At 54.4% G+C, this 25,507-nt stretch carries 20 protein-coding genes; 11 read left to right on the top strand and 9 right to left on the bottom strand.

What is annotated here, in order from left to right; all coding sequences use genetic code 11:
* Positions 1 to 12: 12 nt before the first annotated feature.
* A complete protein-coding gene (locus WCT94_RS07995; protein WP_336868981.1) occupies positions 13 to 240 on the bottom strand; it encodes a DUF1272 domain-containing protein in 228 nt (75 codons plus the stop codon).
* A 229-nt stretch (positions 241 to 469) separates the two neighbouring features.
* Between WCT94_RS07995 and WCT94_RS08000 the strand changes: the two genes are divergently transcribed.
* From WCT94_RS08000 to WCT94_RS08010, 3 genes are all read left to right on the top strand, one after another.
* Complete coding sequence (locus WCT94_RS08000; protein ID WP_336868982.1) at positions 470 to 3,418, top strand: autotransporter domain-containing protein; 2,949 nt, start codon at positions 470 to 472, stop codon at positions 3,416 to 3,418.
* 220 nt (positions 3,419 to 3,638) lie between these two features.
* Complete coding sequence (locus tag WCT94_RS08005) at positions 3,639 to 4,010, top strand: hypothetical protein (RefSeq protein WP_336868983.1); 372 nt, start codon at positions 3,639 to 3,641, stop codon at positions 4,008 to 4,010.
* Positions 4,011 to 4,039: 29 nt separating this feature from the next.
* Positions 4,040 to 4,801 carry an AAA family ATPase gene (locus tag WCT94_RS08010; RefSeq protein WP_336868984.1) on the top strand — a complete coding sequence of 254 codons (762 nt, stop codon included), beginning with the start codon at positions 4,040 to 4,042 and terminating at the stop codon, positions 4,799 to 4,801.
* 2 nt (positions 4,802 to 4,803) lie between these two features.
* Here WCT94_RS08010 and WCT94_RS08015 read toward each other — a convergent pair whose 3' ends face one another.
* Genes WCT94_RS08015 through WCT94_RS08025 form a run of 3 tightly spaced genes read right to left on the bottom strand, consistent with a single transcriptional unit; the run spans position 4,804 to position 11,269 of the window.
* A complete protein-coding gene (locus WCT94_RS08015; RefSeq protein WP_336868986.1) occupies positions 4,804 to 7,128 on the bottom strand; it encodes a S9 family peptidase in 2,325 nt (774 codons plus the stop codon).
* On the bottom strand, positions 7,034 to 8,836 hold the full coding sequence (locus WCT94_RS08020) for an ABC transporter ATP-binding protein/permease (RefSeq protein WP_336868987.1): 1,803 nt from the start codon (positions 8,834 to 8,836) through the stop codon (positions 7,034 to 7,036). Before WCT94_RS08020 ends, WCT94_RS08015 begins: the two co-directional genes overlap by 95 nt.
* A gap of 60 nt (positions 8,837 to 8,896) precedes the next feature.
* Entirely contained in the window at positions 8,897 to 11,269 is a 2,373-nt protein-coding gene (locus tag WCT94_RS08025; protein WP_336868989.1) for a TonB-dependent siderophore receptor, read from the bottom strand.
* A 408-nt stretch (positions 11,270 to 11,677) separates the two neighbouring features.
* Between WCT94_RS08025 and WCT94_RS08030 the strand changes: the two genes are divergently transcribed.
* The 8 genes from WCT94_RS08030 to trxA all read left to right on the top strand — a co-directional run bounded on the left by WCT94_RS08030 (position 11,678) and on the right by trxA (position 19,791).
* Positions 11,678 to 12,199, top strand: coding sequence for a sigma-70 family RNA polymerase sigma factor (locus WCT94_RS08030; RefSeq protein ID WP_336868991.1), 522 nt, complete (start codon positions 11,678 to 11,680; stop codon positions 12,197 to 12,199).
* A 9-nt stretch (positions 12,200 to 12,208) separates the two neighbouring features.
* The gene (locus WCT94_RS08035; RefSeq protein ID WP_336868993.1) at positions 12,209 to 13,177 is read left to right on the top strand and encodes a FecR family protein; all 969 of its coding nucleotides are present in this window, start codon (positions 12,209 to 12,211) and stop codon (positions 13,175 to 13,177) included.
* A 100-nt stretch (positions 13,178 to 13,277) separates the two neighbouring features.
* Positions 13,278 to 14,201, top strand: coding sequence for an energy transducer TonB (locus WCT94_RS08040; RefSeq protein WP_336868995.1), 924 nt, complete (start codon positions 13,278 to 13,280; stop codon positions 14,199 to 14,201).
* A gap of 78 nt (positions 14,202 to 14,279) precedes the next feature.
* A complete protein-coding gene (locus WCT94_RS08045) occupies positions 14,280 to 15,020 on the top strand; it encodes a MotA/TolQ/ExbB proton channel family protein (RefSeq protein ID WP_336868997.1) in 741 nt (246 codons plus the stop codon).
* 14 nt (positions 15,021 to 15,034) lie between these two features.
* Positions 15,035 to 15,457 (top strand): ExbD/TolR family protein, encoded by a 423-nt coding sequence (locus WCT94_RS08050; RefSeq protein WP_336868998.1) that lies wholly within the window; start codon positions 15,035 to 15,037, stop codon positions 15,455 to 15,457.
* Positions 15,458 to 15,614: 157 nt separating this feature from the next.
* A complete protein-coding gene (locus WCT94_RS08055) occupies positions 15,615 to 16,979 on the top strand; it encodes a TldD/PmbA family protein (protein ID WP_336868999.1) in 1,365 nt (454 codons plus the stop codon).
* Positions 16,980 to 17,013: 34 nt separating this feature from the next.
* The gene (tldD, locus tag WCT94_RS08060; protein WP_336869001.1) at positions 17,014 to 18,459 is read left to right on the top strand and encodes a metalloprotease TldD; all 1,446 of its coding nucleotides are present in this window, start codon (positions 17,014 to 17,016) and stop codon (positions 18,457 to 18,459) included.
* 66 nt (positions 18,460 to 18,525) lie between these two features.
* Positions 18,526 to 19,791 (top strand): thioredoxin, encoded by a 1,266-nt coding sequence (trxA, locus tag WCT94_RS08065; RefSeq protein WP_336869003.1) that lies wholly within the window; start codon positions 18,526 to 18,528, stop codon positions 19,789 to 19,791.
* Positions 19,792 to 19,823: 32 nt separating this feature from the next.
* Here trxA and WCT94_RS08070 read toward each other — a convergent pair whose 3' ends face one another.
* From WCT94_RS08070 to dapA, 5 genes are all read right to left on the bottom strand, one after another.
* The gene (locus WCT94_RS08070) at positions 19,824 to 21,899 is read right to left on the bottom strand and encodes a tRNA(Met) cytidine acetyltransferase TmcA (protein WP_336869005.1); all 2,076 of its coding nucleotides are present in this window, start codon (positions 21,897 to 21,899) and stop codon (positions 19,824 to 19,826) included.
* A gap of 17 nt (positions 21,900 to 21,916) precedes the next feature.
* Positions 21,917 to 22,369 carry a DUF441 domain-containing protein gene (locus tag WCT94_RS08075; protein WP_336869007.1) on the bottom strand — a complete coding sequence of 151 codons (453 nt, stop codon included), beginning with the start codon at positions 22,367 to 22,369 and terminating at the stop codon, positions 21,917 to 21,919.
* A gap of 210 nt (positions 22,370 to 22,579) precedes the next feature.
* Positions 22,580 to 23,293, bottom strand: a complete 714-nt coding sequence (gene purC, locus WCT94_RS08080) for a phosphoribosylaminoimidazolesuccinocarboxamide synthase (protein WP_015839428.1) — start codon at positions 23,291 to 23,293, stop codon at positions 22,580 to 22,582.
* Between the two features lie 143 nt (positions 23,294 to 23,436).
* Positions 23,437 to 24,474: an outer membrane protein assembly factor BamC gene (bamC, locus tag WCT94_RS08085; protein ID WP_336869009.1), complete on the bottom strand. Its 1,038-nt coding sequence runs from the start codon at positions 24,472 to 24,474 to the stop codon at positions 23,437 to 23,439.
* 16 nt (positions 24,475 to 24,490) lie between these two features.
* Positions 24,491 to 25,369 carry a 4-hydroxy-tetrahydrodipicolinate synthase gene (gene dapA / locus WCT94_RS08090; protein WP_180742319.1) on the bottom strand — a complete coding sequence of 293 codons (879 nt, stop codon included), beginning with the start codon at positions 25,367 to 25,369 and terminating at the stop codon, positions 24,491 to 24,493.
* Positions 25,370 to 25,507 lie beyond the last annotated feature (138 nt).

Below are 25,507 nucleotides of genomic sequence, written 5' to 3' on the forward strand. Positions count from 1 at the left end.
TTCCTCGCCCTGTCAGTGCGGTTTGACGATACGGATCGTTGAAGCCGGATCGTTCGCCAGACAGCGGGCCGGACGCACAGGCCGTTTGACCAGACCACCGCCGCAGTTCGGACAGGCGTGGTGAAACACGGTCTCCGCACAGTCGGGACAGAACGTACATTCATAGGAGCAGATATACGTTTCGGCGTCCGGCGGCAAATCACAGTCGCAGTGTTCACAGTTGGGGCGTAATTCCAGCATCGGCTTATCCTGACTCAGCAAAAAATAATAGGGTTCGCGCTGTCACTTTCCTGTGGTTGTTGCACAAAGATCGGTGAAGGGGAATAAGGTTCTTTTCTACCAGAAACCGTCCTTCGTGCAAATAAGGTTTATTCACCAGAATAACGCCTCTCAGTAGCGGAAATTGGCTTTCCAAATCCCTGTTTTTTCTGGGAGGCGGTTCCATGTTCTAAAAATACAGGGAAATATAATGACAGCAGCGCAGCTATTCTCATTAAAAAGCACCAATTCATTAAAAAATAACGTATTCAGGCGGTCAATCATCGCTGCCCATATCAGTCTCGCGTTACTGGTATTGGCAGGCTGCGGAAGTAGCGGAGGGGGCGCCGGTGAAACTGCCAGCGTCGCGCCAACGACGCCCTCGCCCACTACGCCGACGACGCCAACCACACCCACTACGCCGGAAACGCCGACGTCATCTGCCGTGAAGGTAGGCATTATTGACTCTGGTCTGGAAGCCGCGCGCCCAGAATTTAATTACAGCAACCTGCATTTTGCCTCTTTTGTCGGCGGCAGTTCGCAGCTTAACGATAATCAGGGCGTGAACGGCCACGGTACGCTGGTGGCATTAACGTTAGCGGGTTTGGCAACGGAAAGCTATGCGGGAGGCGTCGCGCCAGACAGCGAACTCTATATTGCGCAAACGTCGTTAAATAACCGCTTCGATTATCAAAACACCACGTCTGCCGTGAACTGGCTGCTCAATTCAGGCGTGAAAATCATCAATATGTCCTATGCGGCAGATGAGCGATTAACAACCGCCGAGACACTGAACGCCGCGAGAAACAATTTTAGCTATCTCTTAGTGCGTAACGAATTGAAAAGCATTGTCGATGCCGAGGCGCTAAGTATTGTCGCTACCGGGAACAATGCCACCTCCACACCGTCCCCCAATACCCAGATCCCACTGATTTTTGACGATGCCTCGCTGCAGAAAGGGATTTTGGCCGTTACCGGCTATGTTCCCGAATGGGTAGGCAATGATGGCACCACACGCCCTTCAGAACTCTATCTCTTTGATGCCTGTGGTAATGTCGCGGCCTATTGCATGAGCGCACCGGGCTACGTCGATTATCCGCTGGCTAACAGCAGCACCATAGAACGCAGTCATGGCACCTCGTTTGCGGCTCCGCGCGTCGCTGGAGGCGCCTCGCTTGTCAAGGCGACTTACCCATGGATGACGGGCTACAACCTGCAACAGACCTTGCTCACTACCGCGACCTATCACACCGATGGCTATCGACGATACGACGCGGATAATTCTTACTATGAAACCATCAGGGACAGCGAGGGGAATGTTACCGCCGTTATTTTCCGTCCGGCTTATATCACCGTCGCCGACACCGCCAACGGCAGGCCTTACAATGACACCTTTGGCTGGGGCGATCTGAACGTCGATAAAGCGGTAAAAGGCCCGGCCATGTTTTATGCCGATAACTTCACCGCTCGTTTAACGGCGGGTGACTACACGTTTGCTAACGATATCAGCGGTGATTACGGCCTGATTGTCAACGGCGCCAGCAATGCGGGAGGCGTTCTGCATTTAACCGGCAGTAACACCTATAGGGGCGACACGCTGATTACCGCCAACAGCCTGTACGTTGATGGTTCAATTACGGGCAATGCCAGCGTATCCGGCTCCGGCACGCTGGCAGGAAAAGGCCGTATTGGCGGCAATGTGAGTAACACGGGTATCGTTGCCACCACCGCAGATGGCGGGTTGACCGTCGCAGGCAATTACACGCAGGGCAGTACCGGCCTGCTGAGCGTAACGTTAGCCAATCCATTCACCGTTGAAGGCCGCGCGGCACTGGATGGCGGGTTACGCGTTGGTCTCCCCAGCAACACCTATATCGTTCAGGCACAAGAAACGCTCCTGCACAGTAATCAGGGCATTAGCGGTACGTTCAGCAATCTCGACCTCGGCCTGTTCCTGACCGGCAACCTGACCTACGGCAGTAACGATGTGATCGGCGCTTTCAGCCGTCTGAATACTGTTGATGCGGTAACCGCCAGCGGCTTACGCAGTGCTGCACAGCTGCAAACGGCGGCCAATATCGAGTCAGCATTACAGGTCGCTGACCGTTGGTCTGCCCAATCGTCAACGTCCGCACAGCAATCCGGTTTACTGGCGAAGGCCGCTGCGTTTCAACAGTTAGGCAGCGCGAGCGCCGCCGCCGTTGCGCTAGATTCATTGTCTGGTCAGGCGCACGCCTCCAGCAACGCGATTCTGTTTAACAGCCTGGATTATCAGAATCAGTTGCTGAACAACCGTCTGGATTTATTGGGAAGAGAGAAAAGCTACGGCCTGTGGATTGAGACGGGCAAGTTGCGCGGTGACCTGAAACAGTCGGGCTATCTGGGCAGCCATTACGACATCACGCTGACGGCCATCGGCACGGATACCGACTTCAACACCCCTGGATTACGCGCCGGGATTGCCTATACCAACAGTCAGATCAAAGCCGACTACGACGGTAGTGGCGGCAGCAGTGAGAATGAGCTGCACGGGGTGATGACCTACGCCCGATATAATCTCACGCCAGAATGGTATGTTCAGGGCAACCTGAGCTATCAGCACGGCCGCGATAAGCTGAAGCGTTCTATCCTGCTGGACAATGTTGAGGCGGTTTCCAGCAGCACCTCAAGCGATAGCTGGCAGGGTCTGCTCAAAACGGGCTACGATCTGGCGCTCAACGATATCTTTAGCGTGCAGCCCTATGCCGGGCTCAAATACAGCTACCTGTCCACCGGCAGCTTTACGGACACCGGCAGTGCGTTCGGCCTGACGGGAGAAGGCAACGATTATTCCCGTACCGTTGGCCTGACGGGGGTGAACCTGCGAGCGCTGTTGCAATGGAATCAGGGATGGTGGAGCAGCGTCGGCCTTAGCGGAGAATATCAACACGCGTTTACCAACCCGTCGCTCGACGTTTCTGCCCGCTGGAGCGGTCTGGGCCGCGAAGGTGAGCGCCTGGATATTCCCGGCATCCGACTGGATAAAGATTCGCAGTGGGCAGGTGTGAGGTTGGACGTGGGTAAAGCCGCCGATGCCCGTTTCTTCCTGCGTGCTGACAAACACTTTGCCGATCGCGGTAACGAAGAAGTGCTGCGCGGCGGCGTTGACGTTTCCTTCTGATAGCCATGACGCCGACGGTCTCCGTCGGCGTCAATATAAGATTTCCATCATCACGGAAAAACTCAAATTAAAATGTCGCTAACGCACAAGCAGCTCAAGGTATATATTCATATTTCTTCTGTTCTATACCAATTTAATCATGAGACCTAAATTCACACATACCGTAAAATAACGCAATCTGGGCTCTTAATTCTCAATCAGTTCAATAAGGGAAAATGGTGTGAAAAGAATAATTTTACCCTTTGTTATTTCCAGCATTTTAATCCTCTTCGTCGCAGGTTACTTTGCAATCGAGAATAATCCTTATTCAGGTACCGCAGCATCCATCGCTGGATATATCATCGGCGCCATCATCGTGTTAGCAGCTAAGGCAATCATATTCAGGCACAAAATATCACCCTATGACGTCCTAGCTATTACCGCCATCACGATATTATTTTCTCTAACCACGGCGACTTTCGACCTATTCTTCTCAAGCTCTCCGCCACTCATTAAAGCATTACTAGCCAGCACTATTTTACTGACTGCTGGTTTTATCACTCTGAAAATTTTCCATCATCCAAATAAAGGCACTTTATTAGGAAAAAAATAAGATGCCTTCAATATCAAAAGGTAAATAAGGTGGAACAACGTGACAAACCCTATCTGCAACGTGTCTATTTTCATCCAAAGAAAATACGTGATCCCCAGCATTATCCCTTTAGCATTCCGGCAATCAGCGATCTCGAAAAGATTCGCTTCCACCCCGATGTTACTTTCCTTGTAGGGGAGAATGGCTCTGGAAAATCAACTTTTTTAGAGGCGGTGGCGATCGCGATGGGGTTCAACCCGGAAGGCGGATCGCGTAACTTCAATTTCAGCACACGCGACTCCCATTCCAACCTGAGCGACTACATCCGCATCGTCAAAGGTATAACACGTCCACGCACCGGCTATTTTTTACGGGCAGAAAGTTTTTTCAACGTCGCGACAGAAATAGAAAATATTGACCCTGGTCTGATTCAACTGGCTTACGGTGGTGTTTCGCTACACCAGCAATCGCACGGCGAATCGTTCATGGCGCTGTTAAACCATCGCTTCGGTGCCAACGGGTTTTATCTGCTGGATGAACCGGAAGCGGCACTCTCTCCAACCCGACAGCTTGCAGCCTTAGCGCGCATCCATCAGCTAGTGAATACGGGATGTCAGTTCATCATTGCCACCCACTCGCCTATTATTCTGGCTTACCCCAACGCGGTGATTTATCAGTTCGATGACAATGGCATTCAGCAGGTCGCCTGGCAGGAGACCGAGCACTATCAAATCACGCGGCAGTTTTTAAATAACCCACAGGGTATGATGGATGTCTTATTCGCCGATGATGACATCGGCGAATCCCTTTAGTGTCAGGGTGATTGCTCCACCGGGCTGTTCCAGTCGGGTGTTTTGCGCCCTGCGAGATGACGAATAAAAAAGTCCCACATCAGCCGCTGACCGTATGCACTGCCGCTTACACCATGGCCTCCACCGGGCATGTAGAACAGGTCAAAATCCTTATTGGCTTTAATCAACCGATCGACAACCTGCATCGTGGTGGATGGATCAACGTTTTCATCCAACTCCCCCACCATCAGCAACAATTTACCCTGCAAACGCCAGGCATTTTCTGCATTGGAAGACGCCGTATACTCCTTGCTTATTGGCCACCCCATCCACTGCTCATTCCACCAGATTTTATCCATACGGTTATCGTGACTGCCAGAATCCGCCACCGCGACAGTATAAAATTCAGGATGAAAGAGCAGTGCTGCCATCGCACTCTGCCCACCCGCAGAAACACCGGTAATACCGACGCCACGAGCAATGTCATACCAGGGATACTGTCGTGCTACTGCCTGATGCCACAGAATCCTATCGGGGAAACCCGCATCCTTGAGGTTACGCCATGCCATATCGTGAAATGCACGCGAGCGGTTATTGGTGCCCATACCGTCAATCTTTGCCACAGCAAAGCCTAATTCGGTCAAGGGTTCGGGCCAAAAGGAAAAATCTTTCGGCACAAAAGAGCCATGCGGCCCGGCATAGATCCCCTCCACAACAGGGTATTTTTCCCCTTCATTAACATGACGTGGCGGATAAATAAGCCCCCAGATTTCGGTTTTACCGTCTCTACCCGGCGCCATGAACGGAACAGGAGGACGCCAGCCAGCAGCACGCAAACGGCTGATATCGGTGGTATTGACGCGCATAACGGCTTGATTATCGACCGTACGATAGAGCGTGGTGATCGGCGGCAGATCGTAGCGCGAGTAGGTATCGATATAGTAATCGCCGTTGGGTGAAAAATTCAGCGTGTGGTTGGCGGGTTCCGGTGTTAATGCCGTCAACTCGCTACCGTCAAAGCCGATTTTATAGCCGTGTGTGTAATAGGGATCTTCACCTTGATTGATGCCTGATGCACTGAAGTAAATGACCCGATTCTTTTCATCAACCCAGTTAACGGCGCGCACCACCCAATCACCTTGGGTAATGGCGTTTTTCACTGTTCCGGTCACCGCATCATACAGGTACAGATGCTGCCACCCACTGCGCTCTGAAGCCCAAACGATCTCTGTACCGTTAGTCAGATCGTGCCGGTAATATTTACCGCTACCGGTCAACACCCCTGTCAGCGGCATATAATCGATAAACGTGTCCGACGTTTCGTTAATCAGCGTGCGTGCCTTACCCGTTTCACTATCCACTTCAATAACCCGATATACCTGATGGCCACGCTGATTATATTCAAATGTGAAAACACGTCCCCCTTTCTGCCAAACGGGGTAAGAGAGCGAATAGGGATTGGGAAACAGCGCCGGGTCGATAGCCGTAATACGTCGTGAAGCCACTTCAATCACGACGGGCTGAGGTCTATCCAATACATCGCCCGGTTTGGGGTAGGCAATCTGACGATGTTTCGGCTGTAACTGGTCTGTGGGGGAAGATTCAATATAGTGAACATAACGTTTCTCACCCCGCTGAGTACGAAACAGGACTACTCTCGCGCTATCTGGAGACCAGCTCAATCGTTCGATCTCGTACTCATTCTCTGCTGTTCCGTCCTGCGTGATGGTGATCCGTTCACCATCCTGCTTACCGATCAGCACCAGATTGTGATTATCAACGATCGCCTCCCATTTCCCATCGGGCGATATCCGGCTCTGATACGCGGGAACCTCTTGCTTTTGTTCTGCTGATTGAGAGAGATCGGACACAACACGACATTGGTAGAGATGAATATCACAGCCAAGCAGTCGTGCCCCTTGAGGGATAAATAACAGTTTTGCCTGTTCGTTATAATCCACCTGTTCAAACGGCAGTGTCGTCGCCGTCACTGGCTTAGTGAGTAATGGGTTGAGCGCCTGTGCCAGACGCTCGTGATCAAAAGCAGGCCGCTGAGTCTGGCTGGCAATCTCCACCCGCATAAATTCATAACCACTGGGTCTATCTGCTGTAGCAACAACCGAGCGACGATAAACAAATGACTGACCATCCGACTGCCACATCATCCGCCCCGGATAATGGTCAACCAGCGTCCGGTAATACTGTCCCAGCTCCCGCACACGGCGATAATCCTCGCGGTTCAGATCGGGCGACTCATTCGCCACGCCAGGCAAGGCCACGCTCGCTAAAAGCACTATCAGTACGTTGATACCGTGGCGCGTCATCGCCAGTCTGGTTTTCCCTATCATGATGGTTATCACTTCCGGTTAGCGGTGTCAGATGTAAATGATGAGTATGGAAAGCAGCCAGCGTTTCACGATGTGCCACGCTGATGATAGCGCTGTCAGGTAAAGCGTTTACCAGCGCTTGATAAACCCGCTGTTCCGTCTCCGGGTCAAGCGCGCTCGTGGCTTCATCCAGAAAAATAAAATCGGGTCGATGCAGTAACGTGCGGGCTATCGCCACTCGCTGCTGTTCACCGCCAGATAGCCGATGCTGCCAGCGATCTTCATCATTCAGCTGTTCGGCCATGTTCGGTAATGCGCTGTCTATCAGCGCCTGCCGACACGCCTCATCGCTAAAATCACGCGCCTGACCGGGGTAACACAACGCGGCTTTCAGCGTGCCTGTTGGAAGGTAGCTTTTTTGCGGTAAAAACAGCGTGCGACAGCGGCGAGGCCTGGCAATCGCCCCGCTACCGTGCTGCCACAGACCGGCACAGGCGCGCAGTAGCGTGCTCTTCCCTACACCGGACGCCCCGTTAATCATCCAGCGCTCGCCCGGCGACACCTGCCAGTTATCTAACGCCGTCAGTGCCCGCCCCGCTGGCGTAAACAACCGCAGGTTCTGACAGGAAAAATCAGAGCCATCATGATCCGTAATCCGAATAGGCGATGGCGACTGCTCGCTTTTATTCAGCGCTTCCTCCATATCCTGCAAACGCTTCGTCAGCGCCAGCCAGCGCGTGAAGGACTGATACGCCTGCATAAAGTAACTCAGCGTCGCACCGAGAGAGCCGTAGGCCATCTGAATCCGTGTCATATCGCCAAAGGTAATCTCGCCGCTTAATAACAGCGGTAAAGCCAGCAGCGTCGGTAAGGGCGAAAGGAAATGGCTAAACAGGCTCTGGCCAAACGACACTTTGAAACCGCGCAGCAGCACAGACAGCGCGTTATCACGCACGCGGGCAAAGCGCTGAGCAAGGCGCTCTCCTTCTCGCGCCCCGCCTTGATAGAAGGCAATCTGTTCAGCATTTTCACGTAGCTGAACGCCCAGAAAGCGGAAGTCTCCCTCCGCGTTCTGCTGATTCATATTCAATCGGATCAGAGCCTTACCGAGCCAGTGCGACAGCGCGACCTGAAGCACGTACTCGATGTAAAGGGCATAGACCATGTAGCCGGGAATCGCCCAGTCGCTGCCCATAAATGAAAAACGCAGCACGCCGGACACCGACCACAGCAGCGCCGTGTACGTGACGGTGCTGATGATGACCGAGATAATGCTGAGAAAAAAATTCAGCGAGGCCGACACCAGCTCGTTAACGTCATCGGCGATGCGCTGATCGATATTCGACAGCGCACCATCCCTTTCTATTTGGTAATAAGCCGATGTTCCCGTCCACCGCCGAATATAGTGGAGCGTCATCCAGGTACGCCAGCGCAGCGCCAGATAGCCTTGACTCAGTACGTTTACCCACCTCAGCATCATGGCTCCCAAACCGAGCACAAAACTGAAGATAAATAGCGGTTTTATTTGCTCCCAATCCAGCCCAATCAGCGCATCGGTAAATTTCCCCGCTATCCGGTTCGCCTCCACGCTGATATAGGCTGTCCCCAGATTAATGCTAATAATCACCGCCAGAATAAACAGCGCCAGATATTTCTCTGACGTCTGCCAATAGGGCATCAGAATCTGGCTGATGCCCGGTCTTGCCGTACTTGTCTCTCTTGCGTTCATGCGCCGTATCTACCTGCTGATTCGTATGAATACCCGTTTTCGTCTTCGCCAAACGGATTATCAGAACGAATACGTCCCGGTGAGACGCCATACTCGACCATCTTTTACCCCCACCCACGAACGTGTGGATGATGGATAATAGATATCACGATCGAAAACGTTATTGACGCCCAGCGTCAGCGACCATACAGGCTGGCGATAGAAGACGGACGCATCTGTAGAGTATTGGCTACCGATATCAAAGGATTGCGTACCACGACCACTGCTGGCTCGTGATGTGCCGCTCACCCCTACAGAGGCACCTGCGCCCTGTAGACTCCCTGACTGAATTTCATAGGATGTCCAGACATTGCTGGCATGACGTGGCGATCCCTGTGACTGAACCAAAGAAGGATCTTTGTTTTCCGAGTAGGTATAGCTGGCCGTGATATCCCATCCTGGCAACACAGTGCCATTCAGATCCACATCAAAACCTTGTGTTTCACGCCCTTCCGTACCGACCGCAATCCCATTCTGGAACACCACCAGATTTTGCTGTTTCAGACTGAAGAAAGCCGTCGTTAATGTCAGGTCGTCATCCAGCAAGTTGAACTTCAACCCTGCCTCCTTGGATTTCCCCGTTGTCGGCGGCAGAGTTTCTCCGGTACGACTCACCTGAGCATTACCGCTGAAGCTGTTCAGCAAATTGGCATAAATCGTAATATCAGGCGTAATATCAAAGCTCAGCCCGTAATTTGGAATCCATTTACTCGTGGAATAATTAGAAGGACGCGTTCCCACCAGATAAGAGTTATTCCAACTGGAGCGCTTCAGAGCAAGTTGAGCGTGCCATCTTTCCCATAGATCAATTTGATCCTGCAACAGGAAACCACTCTGGATCAGCTTCGAGCTATAAGTACGGCTGGTGGGTTCACCAATACCGGGATAGACCAGCGAATCAGGATTGTAGACATTGCCGTTAGTCAGCAACGTAAAGTCGCCATCGTAGCTAGTGAAGCGCCCGTATTGGTAATCATGCCCAACCAATAATGTTTGGGTAATCGGCCCTAACTCCACTTTGCCACGGAAATCGTTTTGCAGGCTCCAGTTCTGGTTGGTGGATTTATAGGCCAATGGATGACTGAATTTGCTGCCATCATTATTGATTTGCAGCGTTTCATTCATCTTGGCCTGCATAGAGGCGCTTTGGAAACCCGCTTTACTGTTGAACGTCCAGCCATGCAGCAGATCCTGCTCAAACTCGTAATAGGCATTGGTCGTTTTCAGCTTGTTGTGATCGTCCTTATCGCCCAGCCGATAAACAGGGAGTTTCTGTACAGCCCCGTTATTGTAGAACGTTCCTGCCGGGCCGGAATCACGGAGCTGATTGATTTCCGCGCCCACAGTCAGCCGTGTCGCGTCCCCTTTCCATGAGAAAGCCGGGGCCAAATAATCGTTGTGGTTGCCGTTGAAGTCAGGATAAGACTGACTGGACTTCATGGTAGATGCATTTAAACGGTAGCTGAAAGCCTTGTCATCCGTGAGCGCACCGCCGAGATCAATGGCAGTTTTGAATTCACCATAACGCGCGGCCTCAACCTTAACGCGCCGGATCGTCTCCGCCACAGGCTTTTTGCGCACGATGTTAATCGTCCCTGCGGCAGAGCTGCTTCCCGCCAATACCGATTGCGGCCCTTTCAGTACCTCAACACGTTCGATACCATCGATAGCCGTTCCCTGACCAATACCAGCGTTGCTGGATCCGGCAAGACCGTCCGTCGCGCCCGATGTCACGTTAAAACCGCGAATCCAATAGGTGGGAGTACCCCGGTTAGACTGCACCGTCACTACACTACCGGAGTTTTTTAACGCATCTTCCAGCGACGTTGCCTGACGGGCGGTAATCAACTTATTACTGATCACCTGCACCGACTGTGCCGTTTGCTGCAATGATGTACTGGTGCGTAATGCCGAAGATGACGTGCCGGGGTTCAATACGGTTTCATCTTCACTGCCTGCGCTGACCGTAATCGCTGGCAGCGTTTTGTCACTTGCCTGCGCCACTTCCGCATCATTGGCGCGGGAAGATACAATCGTCAGCGTGCCATTATCCGTCGTCGTCAATAATAAGGGCGTGCCTTGCAGTAAGCGTAAAATAGCCTGACGCGTTGAATAGTTGCCATTCAGCGCGGCACTCTGATAATTCGCCACCAGCGCAGGATTAAAAGAGAGCGTCTGTTTGCTTTGATTAGCGATAGCCAATAAGCCTTTTTGCAGGTCGCCAGCCGGAATAGAAAAGGCAATCGTGTCATTTTCACCCGCCGCGTAGACGCTCACAGGAGCGGCCGTCGCACCGATGAATAGCGCAGAATTAAGCGCTAGCATGTTAGTAAAAAATAAGCGTTTCTTAAAACTCAACCCCAGAGCGGGAGAGGCAGTATTACGTTTTTTCATTTTTCCCTCGTCAATTGCTTCAACAAATCAGTTTTTATTGGTCTTCGTATGAGTTGTGCAATGACGATGAAAAAGTGACAGCGGGAAGTCGATTTTTACGACAATTATTTTTTCACGATAACGAACCTATTGATTCGGAAAATACTTTTTCTTTGTGTTTTTAATACGGGCAATACGTCTTTCTTCTACACCTTCTTTTTATTTCATTTTGCAGAAGTCTCTGGAAATAGCGATTTCTCCCTTTCAGGCAGTAACAGAACATTTCTAACTAACTATAGAAAAAAAACGTGTTTTGACTCCTGCAAATTTTGACTTAAAAACAGCACAGGACGCATCGTTCCTTTTTTCTGCGGCCCTGGGGTATCCCGGCTCAAGCATTGTTGTGATTTACGCTATTTAAGGATGCCCATGTACACAGAGGCTGCTAAAAAACCCGATTTGCTGTCGTTGATATTTCGCAGCGATTATCGCTGGCTAACGGAAAAATTACGCCGCCGCATTGCCTATGGCTGTGAAGCGGAAGATGTCGCTTCCGAGGCCTTTCTACGTTTAGCCTCGCTGCCAAATCTCGCCAACGTACAAGAACCGCGCGCGATGTTAACGACGCTCGCCAAGCGCGTGCTGTATGAAAACTGGCGTCGGCGCGATCTGGAAAAAGCCTACCTCACCGCGCTGGCGAGCAAACCGGAGTTTCACCATCCGTCACCGGAAGAGCAACAACTGTTGATGGAGGCGCTGCTTACCATCGATCAGGCGCTGGATGGTCTCTCCATCAAAGCACGACAGGCCTTTCTGTTCAGCCAGCTTGATGGCATGACCTATGCGGACATTGCCGTACAGCTCGATGTGTCCGTCAGTATGGTCAGAAAATATATCGCCAAAGCGTTGACCAATTGCTATTTGGCCACGCAGGACAGCAGTGATTTATAGGTGAACCGCATGGCACGACGACACATGGATGACCCGATTGCCGAACAGGCGATTGAATGGATGGTGCTGCTGCGTTCCGGTGAAGCGACACAGACCGATTATGACGAGTATCTCCGCTGGCGATATGAGAACCCGCTGCATGAGCGCGCCTGCCAGCGCATCGAGCAAATGCTGGGGAAATTTCAGCCGCTGCTTGCTGCACTCCCCCATGAGCCGATTCGACAGGCACTATTGGCACCATCAGGCCGGCGCAAAGCCCTGCAATACGGGTTGGGGATGGTCGCTATTGCCTCGCTAAGCAGCCTGTTACTTAATCAGCACTATCCTCTGTCACCGCTGTTGTCCGATGTGAAAACCGCTACAGCGCAGCGCCAGCAAGTTCCGCTCAGCGATGGCAGTTCGCTCATGTTGAACGCACGTACCGCCGTCGACATCAATGTTGAACCAGAGAATAGCATCCGTCAGGTCGGTGTTCTCAACGGCGGTGTCTTCGCGAAAATTAAACCGGATGCACAACGCCCTTTTATTATTGATACCCAGATGGGCAATATCGTCGCCCTTCAGGCCAATGTAAACGTGCGCTATGAAAGCGGTGGCGTACACGTCGGGGTGCTGGACAATATTGCCAAAGTGACGAATCACGCAGGGCAAAGCCTGCGCCTTCATGCCGGTCAGGGCGTGTGGTTCGATCGTTCAACGCTCTATCAGGTTGCCGTGACGCCGGAAACAGAAATCGCCTGGATGCAGGGCCGTCTGGAAGTGCGCGATCGCTCTCTGGCTTCAGTCATCAGCGCACTGCGTGATTACACCCCTGGGATCATCCGCTTGGATCCCGCTATCGCCGATCTGCGCGTCAGCGGCAATTTCCCGCTAGATAACCTGAATTACACGCTGGATTCGCTGGCGCAAACCATGCCTATCGCCATCGTGCATACCACCGATTACTGGATACATATTCGCGCAGCCAAACCGGCATAAACGGTAAGCCATCAAAAAATTTCACGCGCGTGGTGACACTTTTTCCGCCTCGTTGCACATCATTAATAGAAGTCATCACCACCCCGATGTTCGGGGCTGAATGAAGCATTCGATACCCCAAGCAAGAGCAGCAGAGGAAAACGTGCAACAGGCATCCGTGCAACACTTTTCGTTAAACGCGCGCGTTGATGCGGCACCCGCCGCACGGCATGACGTCTCCCCCGCCCAGCCGTCGCGCAACATGATGGCGACAACACCTGTTCGGGGAGAAATGGGGAAGATAGCGCTCAGCTTTCTGACCGTCGCACTCATCCATGCGGGCGTCGCCGCCCTGCTCATCACTCGTACAACCGAATACACACCGATCAATTTGCTTAATCCGGCCGCCAGCGTGAGCATTCAGGCCACGATGGTGGAAGCGCCAGAACCGGAGCCTATTCCCGAACCGTCGCCGGAGCCACCTGTGCTGACGTCAGAACAGGGAGAGCGCGAGATTGCGTCGGTTCCCGAAAAAGCGATCGTTGAGGAACAGCAAACGCCGCCACCGCCGGTCAAAAAGGAAGTCCACCAGCCGCCTGTGAAGCCCGTGGTAAAACCACAGCCTGTCCGCCCAAAAACGACCGCCGAACGGCAGCCTGCGGCACGTCCAGCGCCGGAGCCTTCTCCCGCGGCACCGGAAGCGACGCCAGGCCAGTTGACGCTCGCCAGCAAGGGCAACCTGATGCAGAACCTTCCGGGGGCGCAGCCTAAACAGGTCGCCTCCGTCGGCTGCGTCGTCCCGCAACCTGACTACCCCCGCCGCGCCAAGCGTCTCCAGCAGGAAGGCAATGTGCTGGTTCGTCTGGTGATTAGCCCAGAGGGGCGATTGCTCCGGCACGACATCGCCCGCAGCAGCGGATATGACACCCTGGATCAGGCCGCAGTTGAGGCCGTGGCTCAGGCACGTTGTACGCCTTACCGCGAAAATGGACAGGCCATTACCGTCATGACGATTCAGCCCGTTAATTTCCAGCTGACTCGCTAAGAAAACACCAGCGCTGCAATGGCACTGCCGCCATTTTGCAGACGCGCCCGAATCAGGTTATTGCATAAGAGGTCACACATGAACACGTTAGATATCCACCATTTCTGGCAGCAGGGCGACGTGGTCACCCACTCGGTAGCCATTATTCTGCTGATCATGTCGCTGCTGTCATGGACAGTCATGCTGCTTAAAGCGCGCCAGCTACTCGCACTGAACAAGAGCGTGCAATACAGCCGCCATACCTTTTGGCAGGCGACTAGCCTGCAAGAGAGCGTCGAAAAATTCGGTAAGCAGCGTTTCAACCCGTTCCGCGATCTGGTGATCGAAGGACATGCGCTGCTGAAACACCCACATAAATTCTCTTCCACACTAGGCGGGCATGTCGATCTCAGCGACTGGCTGGTACGCGGCCTGAGCAACACGCTGGACACCAACTCAGGGAAACTGCAATCCGGCCTCGGAACGCTGGCCTCCATCGGTAGTACCGCGCCGTTTATCGGCCTGCTGGGCACCGTCTGGGGCATTTTTCACGCGTTGCAAACCATCAGCACTATCGGCCAGCCCGATCTGGCACAGGTAGCGGGTCCCGTCGGCGAAGCGTTAATTATGACGGCGTTTGGTCTGTTCGTGGCGATTCCCGCCGTCTTAGGATTCAACGCCATCAATCGCCGCAACCGCATCGTGCTGCATGCCATGAATCGCTTTGCGCACGATCTCCACGCTTACCTGCTGACGGGCGCACGCGTGGACACCAGCGTTACCGACCTGAATAGCACTGCGCGGTATGAACCCGTTCATCCCGTTGAACGCTCCGCCTGAAGAGGAACACCGCCATGAGTATGTCGTCACCGTTTGAAAGCCAGGAAGATGCGCTGCTTAACGACATCAACATGACACCGTTTATCGATGTCATGCTGGTGCTGCTGATCGTGTTTATGATTACCCTGCCAGTCATCAACCACGCCGTGAAAGTGGAACTGCCACGGGCCAGCGTGGAGAAAATCAAAAAGGATCCACAAGCGGTAGATATCGCGATTACCGCGACGGGACAGATTAACTGGAATAAAGAAGCAGTCGACGATGCGCAACTGATCGCCAAGCTGGAAGCCGCATCAGCCGAAGGCGCTCACCCCAATATACGGCTGTTTGCCGATCAGGCCGTCGAGTATGGCCGGGTGGCGTATGTCATGACCAGCGCCCAGCAGCGCGGCCTGAACAAAATCGATTTCGTCCTGCAACCGGTCAAGACCCCCTGATCACGTCTTCCGCACTGATGCAGAGCGTTTCTCTGGCATCAGTGCGCCAAAACTTCTCACTTCACTCCCCAGCGTAAAAAAGTTTCGCAACGCGGTGACGCTTTTCTGCCTTCGTTGCACATCATGAGTAGAACACTGCAACGCATGGATACCAATAATGCCTTCTCTTGATGAATCCCCCGTTCTTGCTACGCCACACACCGACACGCTTCAGTCGCTGGCCGGTGACGTGCTGGATTTCGCGGCTGCTAAAGGCGCCAGCCAGGCAGTCGTGAGTGTCTCGCAGGGAAACCGCCGAACGATCCGCGTCAGGAACGGCGATATTGATACGCTGACGCAAAACCAAAGTCGCTTTCTGTCCGTCACGGTCTACTTCGGCCAACGGGCGGGAAGTGTGTCCTCCACCTTATTTAGCCGTGAAGCCTTGCGGGATGCGGTTGATGCCGCCAGCACGCTGGCTAAATACGCCGATGAAGATCCCTGTAGCGGCCTGCCGGAACCCCAGCATTTCGCCCGAGATATTTACGATCTCGCGCTGCACAGCACCGACACGCTGACGGTTGAGCAAGCGCTGTCACTGGCATTGCGTGCCGAGCAGGCCGCCAATAGCACGCACGAACACGGTTACAGCGAAAGTACGGAAATCACCTCGCAGCAGGGTGACTTTATTCTGGCGAACTCCGCCGGCTTTTCCGCAGGCTACCCGACGTCGCTGCACACGCTGTGGAGCCATGCGATTGCCCGCAACGAGACGCATCGCCAGCAAGGCTTTTGGCACACCGTCGGCCGGGCACCTTCGCTGCTGGCCGAACCAGAGGCTATTGGTCATACCGCAGCCCGGCGCGCAGTGGCGCAGCTAGGGGCAAGAAAACTGTCAACCCGCCGCTGTCCGGTACTGTTTGAAGCCCCTGCGGCGCACAGCTTAATTCATCATCTGGTCGGTGCGCTGAGCGGCGCATCGCTCTACCGTTCCACATCATTTCTGGGTCAATGCCTTGGCGACACTATCACCGCCCCGCATCTGAGCCTGCATGAAAACCCGTTAATTCCCGGCGCACTGGCCAGTGCCTGCTTTGATACCGAAGGCGTCGCCGCCGTTCCGCGTCACGTCATCCGCGACGGTATCGCGCAAGGCTATTTTCTCTCCAGCTATAGCGCCCGGCGGCTGGGGTTAACGACGACCGGACACGCCGGAGGAGCCTATAACCTCACCGTTAGCAGCAACCAGAGCCACCCCGCCGATGATTTACCGACGCTACTGCGCCGTATGCACACAGGGCTGCTGGTGACCACGCTGCTGGGGCACGGGCTTAACCCGATGACGGGCGATTATTCACAGGGGGTTGCAGGCTTTTGGGTCGAAAACGGCGACATTCAGTATCCGGTCGAAGAAATCACTATTGCAGGCAACCTGAAAACGCTGCTTCTGCAATGCGTCGCGCTTGGCGCGGATATTCACACGCAGGGCAATCTCTCCTGCGGTTCTCTATTGATTGAAGAGATGCAGATCGCCGGGCAGTAATCCCACATCGCGTCACAGAAACAGGATCACCATCATGGCCATACACGCCACCACGACATCCGTCTCACCTGCGCTGTCGGCATTTTCGCTGGAAACGACAGAGATAACGCACGCGCTGAACCACATCATGCAGCGCCAGGTGGACTATGCCGACCTCTATTTTCAACGCCGCCAGCAGGAAGGCTGGCAGGTAGAAAACGGTATTGTGCGCCCCACGGGATTTAGCCGCGATCAGGGCGTTGGCGTTCGCGCCGTCAGCGGAGAGAAAACCGCCTTCTCCTACACCAACGATCTTCGTCCGCAGGCCATTCTCCAGGCCGCCAGCACCGTAAGAGAAATCAGCCGTCAGGGGCAAACCGCCAGCGTGGCCTTACCGGCATCATTGCCGCACGGTGCCGCCACGCTCTACCCGTCAGACAATCCCTTGATCGCTATCACGGAAGAGCATAAACGCCAGTTACTGTTTTCGATCGATCGTCAGGCACGTGCTCGCGATCCCCGAGTGACGCAGGTAACGGCCTACCTGAACGCCTCACATGAAACCATTCTTATCGCCCGGCATGACGGCCGACTCGCCGCCGACGTTCGTCCGCTGGTGAATTTGGTCATCAATGTGGTGGTCGAGCAACAGGGTCGCCGCGAGAATGGCTCCAGCGGTGGCGGACGGCGGCTCGATTATGGATTTTTTACCGAAGAAACGGTCAGCCACTGGGTTAATCAAGCCGTCGCTCAGGCGCTAAATAATCTGGACGCCAGCCCAGTGCCAGCAGGCACCTACAGCGTGATCCTCGGTGCAGGATCACCCGGAATTCTGCTGCATGAAGCCATAGGACACGGCCTGGAAGGCGATTTTAACCGCAAAGGCAGCTCCGCTTTTTCCAGCTTGTTAGGAGAACGCGTCGCCGCGCCGGGTATTACCGTCGTGGATGACGGAACACTCGCGAACCGACGGGGCTCGCTGCATGTGGATGATGAAGGCACGCCGTCGCAGTGCACGACGCTCATTGAAGACGGCATCCTGCGCGGTTATTTACAGGACAGCCTCAATGCCAGACTGATGAATACCGCGCTAACTGGCAACGCACGTCGGGCATCCTATTCCACATTACCGCTGCCGCGTATGACCAACACCTACATGTTGGCTGGACAGTACCCCGCCGAAGAAGTGATTGCCTCCGTTAAAAACGGTCTCTATGCCGTCGGCTTCGGCGGCGGGCAGGTTGATATCAGCAGCGGGAAGTATGTCTTTTCCACCACGGAAGCCTACCTGATCGAGAATGGCCGCGTCACTCGGCCGGTTAAAGGCGCCACGTTGATTGGTCACGGACCGGAAGCGCTACTACACGTCGCGATGGTGGGCAACGATCTGGCTCTGGATGACGGCAATATCGCGTGCACCAAAGAAGGACAGTCATTGCCCGTCAGCGTCGGCCAGCCAACGCTTCGCATCGACAACATGACCGTAGGCGGCTCGCAGTAAGCCGTATTGTCACGGTTCATTGCTCCCTACCCCATTTACTCACGATTTTCTCTGAACGGAGACACCATGTCAGACACCATTATCACCGCCAGCGACACCTCGCTGGATGCGTTGCTCGCGACTAGCGACAAGCCCATTCTGCTCGACCTGTGGGCGCCCTGGTGCCAGCCGTGTAAAACGCTGGCTCCTCTGCTGAGCACGATTGCCGACAACACGCCTGATAACCTGACCGTCGCCAAGTTGGATGTAGAGCAATATCCGGCGTTCATGCAGCGTTTTGGCGTGCGCGGCATTCCTACGCTGCTGCTGTTTAAAAACGGACAGGAAATCTCCCGGCAGATCGGCGTAAAAACGCTGGCGCAGCTACGCGGCTGGCTGGAATCGCACCAGATTGCGATACAGAACACCGTCCAGCCGCTGGCAGACAGCCGTGTAACGTGGGGCTCGTTCTATGGTGATGCTTCTCTGCATGCTTTTCTCCACCAGCGACTGCGCCAGCATGCGGCAGACGGCGATATTGAAAACGCGTTCGCGCCCTACTGGCAGGACAACAAAGGCTCGGTTTCTGCCGTACTGGCGCACAATGCAGACATTCGCATCTTCGAGCGGGTTACTGGCCTGCCTGCCGCACTCGGTCTGCTGCTGGAAAAACTGCCGAGCACCACGCCAGCGCAAGTCGACGCACTCTTCACCGCGCTCACGCCGGGAAAAGCCGTAGACGGCGTCGCGCTGCAATGGCTGCACCACTGGTTAAGTCACGAAGAAAATCCGTGGTCTGACTGGCTGGCAGATAAAACCGTCGACAGCCTGCGCCAGCAGTGGACTCATGCGATTTCGCGGCTATTAGCGAGTGAAGTGGTAACGGAAAGCGAATGGACGGCCCTGCATCAGCAGGCGATAAGCTGGGAAGAGAAAGCCTCCGGTGAACTCGGTCTGGAAAAAAATATTGCGACAATACTCGCCAGCCTATCGCCGCCGCCTGCTGCGTCCGATGCCGATAGCTGGCGGAGCATCAGTATCACGCTCGGCTTCGCGCTGTCACAGATCCTGCAGATTAAAGACGGCTGGAGCAGAGAAGAACGCGCAACGCCGGATAATCGCTTCCGTTGGTTTCAGGCACAGGAAGACGCCACGCCGAGCAAAAAGCTAACGCCTGAGCAAATTACCGCGCTACGTGAACAATGGCTTCAGGAGAACCCGGTTTTTTCTGCGAAAGAGGACGCTTTTTATCAGCGCTATCCACAGCTGTTAGAAGCGCAGAAAATCCCCTTACAGGAAACGCTGTGGGCATTACTGCACCGTGCGCCCGCCTTCAAATCACAGCTGGACTGATGCCATAGTCTGAATTTCCGTAATACGGCGTCTCAGGGATGAGGCGCATCCCCCGCCAAACGAGTAGAAATCACCCACTCTCTCCAGCGCTCAACGCGTTGTGCGTCAAGATCGAACAACGCATTGGCTGCTTCTTCGCGCCAGCGTTTCAGGAGCGCTTTCTTGCCAGTCAGCCCCAATGTAGCCGCTATCTGTTCGCCTTCTCCCGGCTTTTCCACCAGCAAGCGTAGCGCAGGCAGCGGCAACGAGGTGTGGATGAGCAGACGACAGATCGCCGCGAAGCTGGCCTCCATCGGGCGATGTGCAAACGCAAACCCCGCCAGTTCACGCCAGTCGTCTTCATTCAACGCCATGCTTTCTGTCTGCGGCAGCGCAAGATTCAGCGGAATCAAACGCTGTAACCAGCGCCAGTCGCGCGCCAATTGCTGGTTGCCCTGCTGTGCCAGTTGATGCCCCGCGTCGCTCAGCGGCAGTATCGCCATCGCGCTGTAGCAGCCACTACTCGCCTCAAGATGGCTGCCAATGCGCACCAGTTGAAACCCACACGACTGCCAGAACGCCCACAGGTCTGGCTGATAGCCAAAACTAACCGACAGGTAATCCAGCGCCTGTCGTTGCGCTTCGCGCGCCTGCTCTGCGATTAACGCTCGCCCGATTCCCTGTCGGCGGTATGCCGATGCCACCGCAATCCGGCTTACGCGGCGCGCGCGCAGCGTCGGTGCATGCCACAGCCCGGCATGTGCCGCCAGCGACTGCGCCACCAGATTGCCACGCGGGCGTCGCCGCCCAGCCCACACCTCATGAGCCAGTGAGTCTGACAACCCGCCTTCTTCCACCAGCCACAGTACGCCACATAGGTTGCCAGCCACCTGTACGCTAGCAACCTGCATGCCCGGTGCATCCATCAGGCGGCGCAAATCCAGCGGCGAAGTACGGTAATGCGCGCTGCACAATAGCGCGTAACACCACGCCAGTCGCTCAGGGTGCGTTAGCCAGTGGTCAGTGCGCTCGATGCGGCTTTCCAGCGTCGAAGGGGAAATAGGTAGGGCGATCTGCGGTGTGGAATAAAACGTTTCAGGCTCATTGAATAGCAATGCTTGATCCAACACCCGCTCCAGCGGATCGTTAGGGGCCCAGCGTAGAGGGTCATCGAGCGTAAACGCTTTCCACTGCGGCAGCGTCGCACAAAACTTCAGTAGAAATCCCCGTCCGGTGCCTTCATATCCCTGTACCGTCGTGGTCATCAGAATACGAGGGAAATAAGGTAACAGCGCGGAGAGCACGGAAGACGGAATCGCCGCCGCTTCATCAATTAACAACCAGTCGATATCGGGCGTGCCATGAAGGCGGCAGTGTGCCAACAGCGCATCCGGTGCCCAGAATTGCGCATCGGCACGCGCGTGCTGTTGCAGAATCTCCGCCGCCGCACGAGACGGTGCGGTGATCCAGCAGGCTCCATGACTCCGCTGTGTCAGCATACCCGCCAGCGCCGATTTTCCCCGCCCGCGCGGTGCAGTAATGACAAATACGCCAGATTCTGCGGCGCTCAGCTCATCCAGAATATGCTGCTGTCGCATGGTCGGTTCACCGTTCGCAGGCTGCCAATCAACGCGTACAGCCAGTGGCCGAATGACACTATCCTGACCCTGTTGCCAAAGCACCACGTCCTCATCGGCTAACAGCTGACGCTGGAAATGATGGATAAAATGCGGGGTGGCAATCGGCTGTTCTTGTTCACTCCAGCGCAGGCTGTCTTCATCCGGCAAGGTCGGCCATGACTGCCACGACGGCACCAGAATAATCAGCCAGCTACCGGCCTGTAGCGTGCCTGACAGCATCGCCAGCGCCTCGACGTCCACGCCTTTGCGTGCATCAAACACCGCATGGAGAAACTCCCGTCCCAGCAGCATCCGTACTCGGCTGGCTGGCAGCGAGGTAACGGAAGCTGGCGTGGATTCGCCGATCCACAGCCAGTCGCCGGACAATTGGCGGCTAAGCGCCAACGCCTGCGCTTCACACCAGTTGAGTTCACCGCTCAGCACCAGCAGGCGTCGGACGCCATAGCGCTGCTGCTGGAGTTGGCTGTGGAGAAAATCACGCAGCATCATCACAGGTGCCGAATGAATCAGGTCTTGCCGATCAGCAGGGAAAGCAGCCCAGCGGCGATCAGTGGCCCGACGGGGACACCGCGAAACAGCGCCACGCCCATAACCGTGCCCACCAAAAGCCCTGCCACAACGGAAGGTTGATTGCTCATCAGCGACACGCCGCGTCCGCCGAGCCAGGACACGACAACGCCAATGAGGATCGCCAGCAGAGATTTCCAATGCAGGAAGGAATGCATGACTTCGCTGGCGGTAATTTTGCCGCTGGCAATCGGTGCCATTACGCCAATCGTCAGAACGACGATACCGATGCTCAGGCCGTATTTTTCTACCCACGGGAAATAGCTGTTCAACGGCGTGATGCGTATCGCCAGCAGAACCAGAATCGCCAGCGTGACAGTCATGTTATGGCTGATGATACCCAGCCCCGCCAGGACAAGCAGAATTAACAATGTTGGATCGAAGTAAGCCATGGATGCGAGTCTGTCGAAAAGTAGTCAGGTTGCGCGTTAAGCAAACCGCAATCATAGCATTAATCAGAGCAGGGGCAGGAATCGAAGTAAGAGCTAGGTCAGCAACTTATTCAGACAGAGACGAGGAATCAAAAAACAACTTTCGGGAGGAAAACATTCAGGCCGTCAGCCTAGCGGAGACCGGCGACCTGAACGTAAACGATTGCGCAGTTAGTCTAATTTTACGCCGATACGGTGCGCAACTTCTTCATACGCTTCAATCAAACCACCGAGGCTCTGACGGAAACGGTCTTTATCCATTTTGTTCAGCGTTTCTTTGTCCCACAGGCGGCTACCGTCTGGTGAGAACTCATCACCCAGCACGACTTCACCTTTGAACAGACCGAACTCCAGCTTGAAATCGACCAGAATCAGCCCGGCGTCGCCAAACAGTTTGCTCAGCACGTCGTTCGCCTTGTAGCTCAGCTCTTTCATGCGAGCCAGATTCTCTTCGTTCACCCAGCCGAACGTCTTACAGTAAGACTCGTTCACCATTGGGTCATGCATCGCATCGTTTTTCAGGAACAGATCGAACAACGGCGGATTCAGCTCGATACCTTCTTCGATACCCAGACGTTTTACCAGCGATCCCGCCGCGCGGTTGCGCACGACACACTCGACCGGCACCATCTCCAGCTTTTTCACCAGCACTTCATTGTCAGACAGCAGGCTCACCATTTGCGTTGGGATTCCGGCTTCTTCCAGTTTGCTCATGATGAAATGGTTGAACTTGTTATTCACCATTCCTTTACGGTCAAACTGCTCAATGCGCGCACCGTCTCCTGCTGATGTATCATTGCGAAACTCCAGCACCAGTAGATCGGGATCTTCGGTGGTGTAGACGGTTTTCGCCTTTCCACGATACAGCTCAGCTAGCTTTTGCATCTTTAATTACTCCACACAGTGAGGGTCAACAAGTACGACCCGATATTTAACGCTTCCCCGAACGGTTGCCGATAGCGCCCGTCAATTCGGGTAGAGATTGTTGAATGAAGAAGGGCCGGATAATCCGACCCTTGGTTTATGCGTTATTTACTGAACGCCGCCTGGAATACGGCCACCAGCGCATCGTTCTGAGACTGGGTTAGCGTATGCCCTTTGGAGTCGATAAATTGCAGACTGCTGCGGTTATCTAAATCACCGACCTGCAATTTGTAATCGCCGTTAGGCAGTTCAGGATTTTTCGCGCCCAGGTCATCCCAGGTTCCGCCGCTCGGTGCTCTGTATTTGACGGAGACAGAACCCTGCGGACGGCTGCGATCGCTAACTTCCATGCCGATTTTACTCAGCGCGGTTGGCAGACGATCCCATACCACCGTGTACGGACCGCGTACAATCAGCAGTGGCAGACCTGTGTCATCCGCCCCGCTCTGCACATCCAGCGAACCAATGGTGCGGTTTGCCAGTGCGTTTTCGCGCGCGGTTGCCTGAGAATCCAGACCATTACTGAGCGCATTCAGCATCAGACCGGCGTAGCGCTGATTTTGATCGCTCGTCGTCACAGGCTGGCCGTTCAACTGTAATCCCAGCAGTTTCACGATCAGTGCGACCTGATAACCCTGCTGCTGCACGGAAATCTGATAACGCCCTTGGTACGGTACGTTTTCATCTTCACGCGGCCATGAGATCCAGTCGGTCGTCAGCGTTTGGCTGGCGTCCTGACGGCTGGCAATGGTGAACGCTTTGTCTTGCAACACACGGATAACCTGAGACCAGAGCTGGCTATTTTGCGAACTGTTTTCTAACAGCAGCGTTGCCGTATCTCCTGAGCTCTGGGTGCGGGAACCATTCAACAAGGCCAATGGCTGCACGGGAGGACGAATATCCAGCTCCTTGCCGACCGCGCCATTCAGGGTCACTGGCGGTATATCATAATCCCCGTTCTGCACCGGTAAAATCATCCCGGCTGGCGTATTCAGCGCGTGCTGCGCTGGCGCCTTCAGATAGGATTCATCGCCACTCACCTGACGCTTATAGCGCTGATCGGAGGAACAAGCCGCCAGCAGCATCACGAGTGATATGCCAACGACTTTCGCCACCATCGACTTTTGTAATGAATAACTCATTAAATCTCCCTAACGATTACAGCAAACCCGCTTGCTTAAGTGCTTGCCCCATCACCGTACGACCGGCATCGGTCAGCGGTGTCATCGGCAGGCGCAGCGTATCGGTCGCCATGAGTCCCAATTCCTTACAGGCCCATTTCACCGGAATAGGATTGGGTTCAACAAATAATTTCTGATGCAGTGGCATCAGGCGCTGATTTAAACGGCGCGCTTCGACAAAATTACCTTGCGCCGCCAGCTTGCAAAGTTCCGCCATTTCACGCGCGGCAATGTTCGCCGTTACGGAAATCACACCTTTACCGCCGAGTTGCATAAAGTCCAGACCGCTGGCGTCATCGCCGCTCAGCAAAATGAAGTCTTCACTAACCAGCTCTTGGATCTGGCTTACCCGACTTAAGTTCCCCGTCGCTTCTTTAATTGCGACAATATTTTTCACTTCGGACAAACGGGCAACCGTTTCCGGCAGCATGTCGCAGCCAGTACGGGAAGGTACGTTATACAGGATTTGCGGCAGATCGGTATGCTCGGCAATCGCTTTGAAGTGCTGGTACAGGCCTTCCTGCGTCGGTTTATTGTAGTACGGCGTGACCGTCAGGCAGCCCACAACGCCGGTGCCGTGAAAACGTTTGGTCAGTGAAACGCCTTCGGCGGTCGCGTTAGCACCGGTGCCAGCGATGACAGGAATACGTCCGTCGCTCAGTTCCAGCGTCAGCATCACGACATCACCATGTTCGTCATGGCTCAGCGTGGCGGATTCACCCGTCGTGCCGACAGAGACAATCGCCGATGTACCGCTAGCGACATGATAATCAATCAGTTTTTTCAAGCTCGCCCGATCGACGGCGCCTTTGGCGTCCATCGGCGTAACCAGCGCAACAATACTTCCCGTAAACATTGGCCATCCCCTCCACAAACAAGTGCTTCATGGTACTTTTGACTTCTATGCAAAAGCAAGCGGACAAGGGCGTTGTCGGCGTCTGACGCAGGTTTTTTTATGACGCAGTAATCGAAATTAAAAATGCTTCTGACGTTT

The organism is Pectobacterium sp. 1950-15, assembly GCF_037136835.1.
Classification (GTDB): domain Bacteria; phylum Pseudomonadota; class Gammaproteobacteria; order Enterobacterales; family Enterobacteriaceae; genus Pectobacterium.

Bases quoted from the DNA above. Each gene is read 5' to 3' on its own strand.
- WCT94_RS07995 (WP_336868981.1), bottom strand. From the start codon at position 240: ATGCTGGAATTACGCCCCAACTGTGAACACTGCGACTGTGATTTGCCG.
- WCT94_RS08000 (WP_336868982.1), top strand. From the start codon at position 470: ATGACAGCAGCGCAGCTATTCTCATTAAAAAGCACCAATTCATTAAAA.
- WCT94_RS08015 (WP_336868986.1), bottom strand. From the start codon at position 7,128: ATGATAGGGAAAACCAGACTGGCGATGACGCGCCACGGTATCAACGTA.
- WCT94_RS08020 (WP_336868987.1), bottom strand. From the start codon at position 8,836: ATGAACGCAAGAGAGACAAGTACGGCAAGACCGGGCATCAGCCAGATT.
- WCT94_RS08025 (WP_336868989.1), bottom strand. From the start codon at position 11,269: ATGAAAAAACGTAATACTGCCTCTCCCGCTCTGGGGTTGAGTTTTAAG.
- WCT94_RS08030 (WP_336868991.1), top strand. From the start codon at position 11,678: ATGTACACAGAGGCTGCTAAAAAACCCGATTTGCTGTCGTTGATATTT.
- WCT94_RS08035 (WP_336868993.1), top strand. From the start codon at position 12,209: ATGGCACGACGACACATGGATGACCCGATTGCCGAACAGGCGATTGAA.
- WCT94_RS08040 (WP_336868995.1), top strand. From the start codon at position 13,278: ATGAAGCATTCGATACCCCAAGCAAGAGCAGCAGAGGAAAACGTGCAA.
- WCT94_RS08045 (WP_336868997.1), top strand. From the start codon at position 14,280: ATGAACACGTTAGATATCCACCATTTCTGGCAGCAGGGCGACGTGGTC.
- WCT94_RS08050 (WP_336868998.1), top strand. From the start codon at position 15,035: ATGAGTATGTCGTCACCGTTTGAAAGCCAGGAAGATGCGCTGCTTAAC.
- WCT94_RS08055 (WP_336868999.1), top strand. From the start codon at position 15,615: ATGCCTTCTCTTGATGAATCCCCCGTTCTTGCTACGCCACACACCGAC.
- tldD (WP_336869001.1), top strand. From the start codon at position 17,014: ATGGCCATACACGCCACCACGACATCCGTCTCACCTGCGCTGTCGGCA.
- trxA (WP_336869003.1), top strand. From the start codon at position 18,526: ATGTCAGACACCATTATCACCGCCAGCGACACCTCGCTGGATGCGTTG.
- WCT94_RS08070 (WP_336869005.1), bottom strand. From the start codon at position 21,899: ATGATGCTGCGTGATTTTCTCCACAGCCAACTCCAGCAGCAGCGCTAT.
- WCT94_RS08075 (WP_336869007.1), bottom strand. From the start codon at position 22,369: ATGGCTTACTTCGATCCAACATTGTTAATTCTGCTTGTCCTGGCGGGG.
- purC (WP_015839428.1), bottom strand. From the start codon at position 23,293: ATGCAAAAGCTAGCTGAGCTGTATCGTGGAAAGGCGAAAACCGTCTAC.
- bamC (WP_336869009.1), bottom strand. From the start codon at position 24,474: ATGAGTTATTCATTACAAAAGTCGATGGTGGCGAAAGTCGTTGGCATA.
- dapA (WP_180742319.1), bottom strand. From the start codon at position 25,369: ATGTTTACGGGAAGTATTGTTGCGCTGGTTACGCCGATGGACGCCAAA.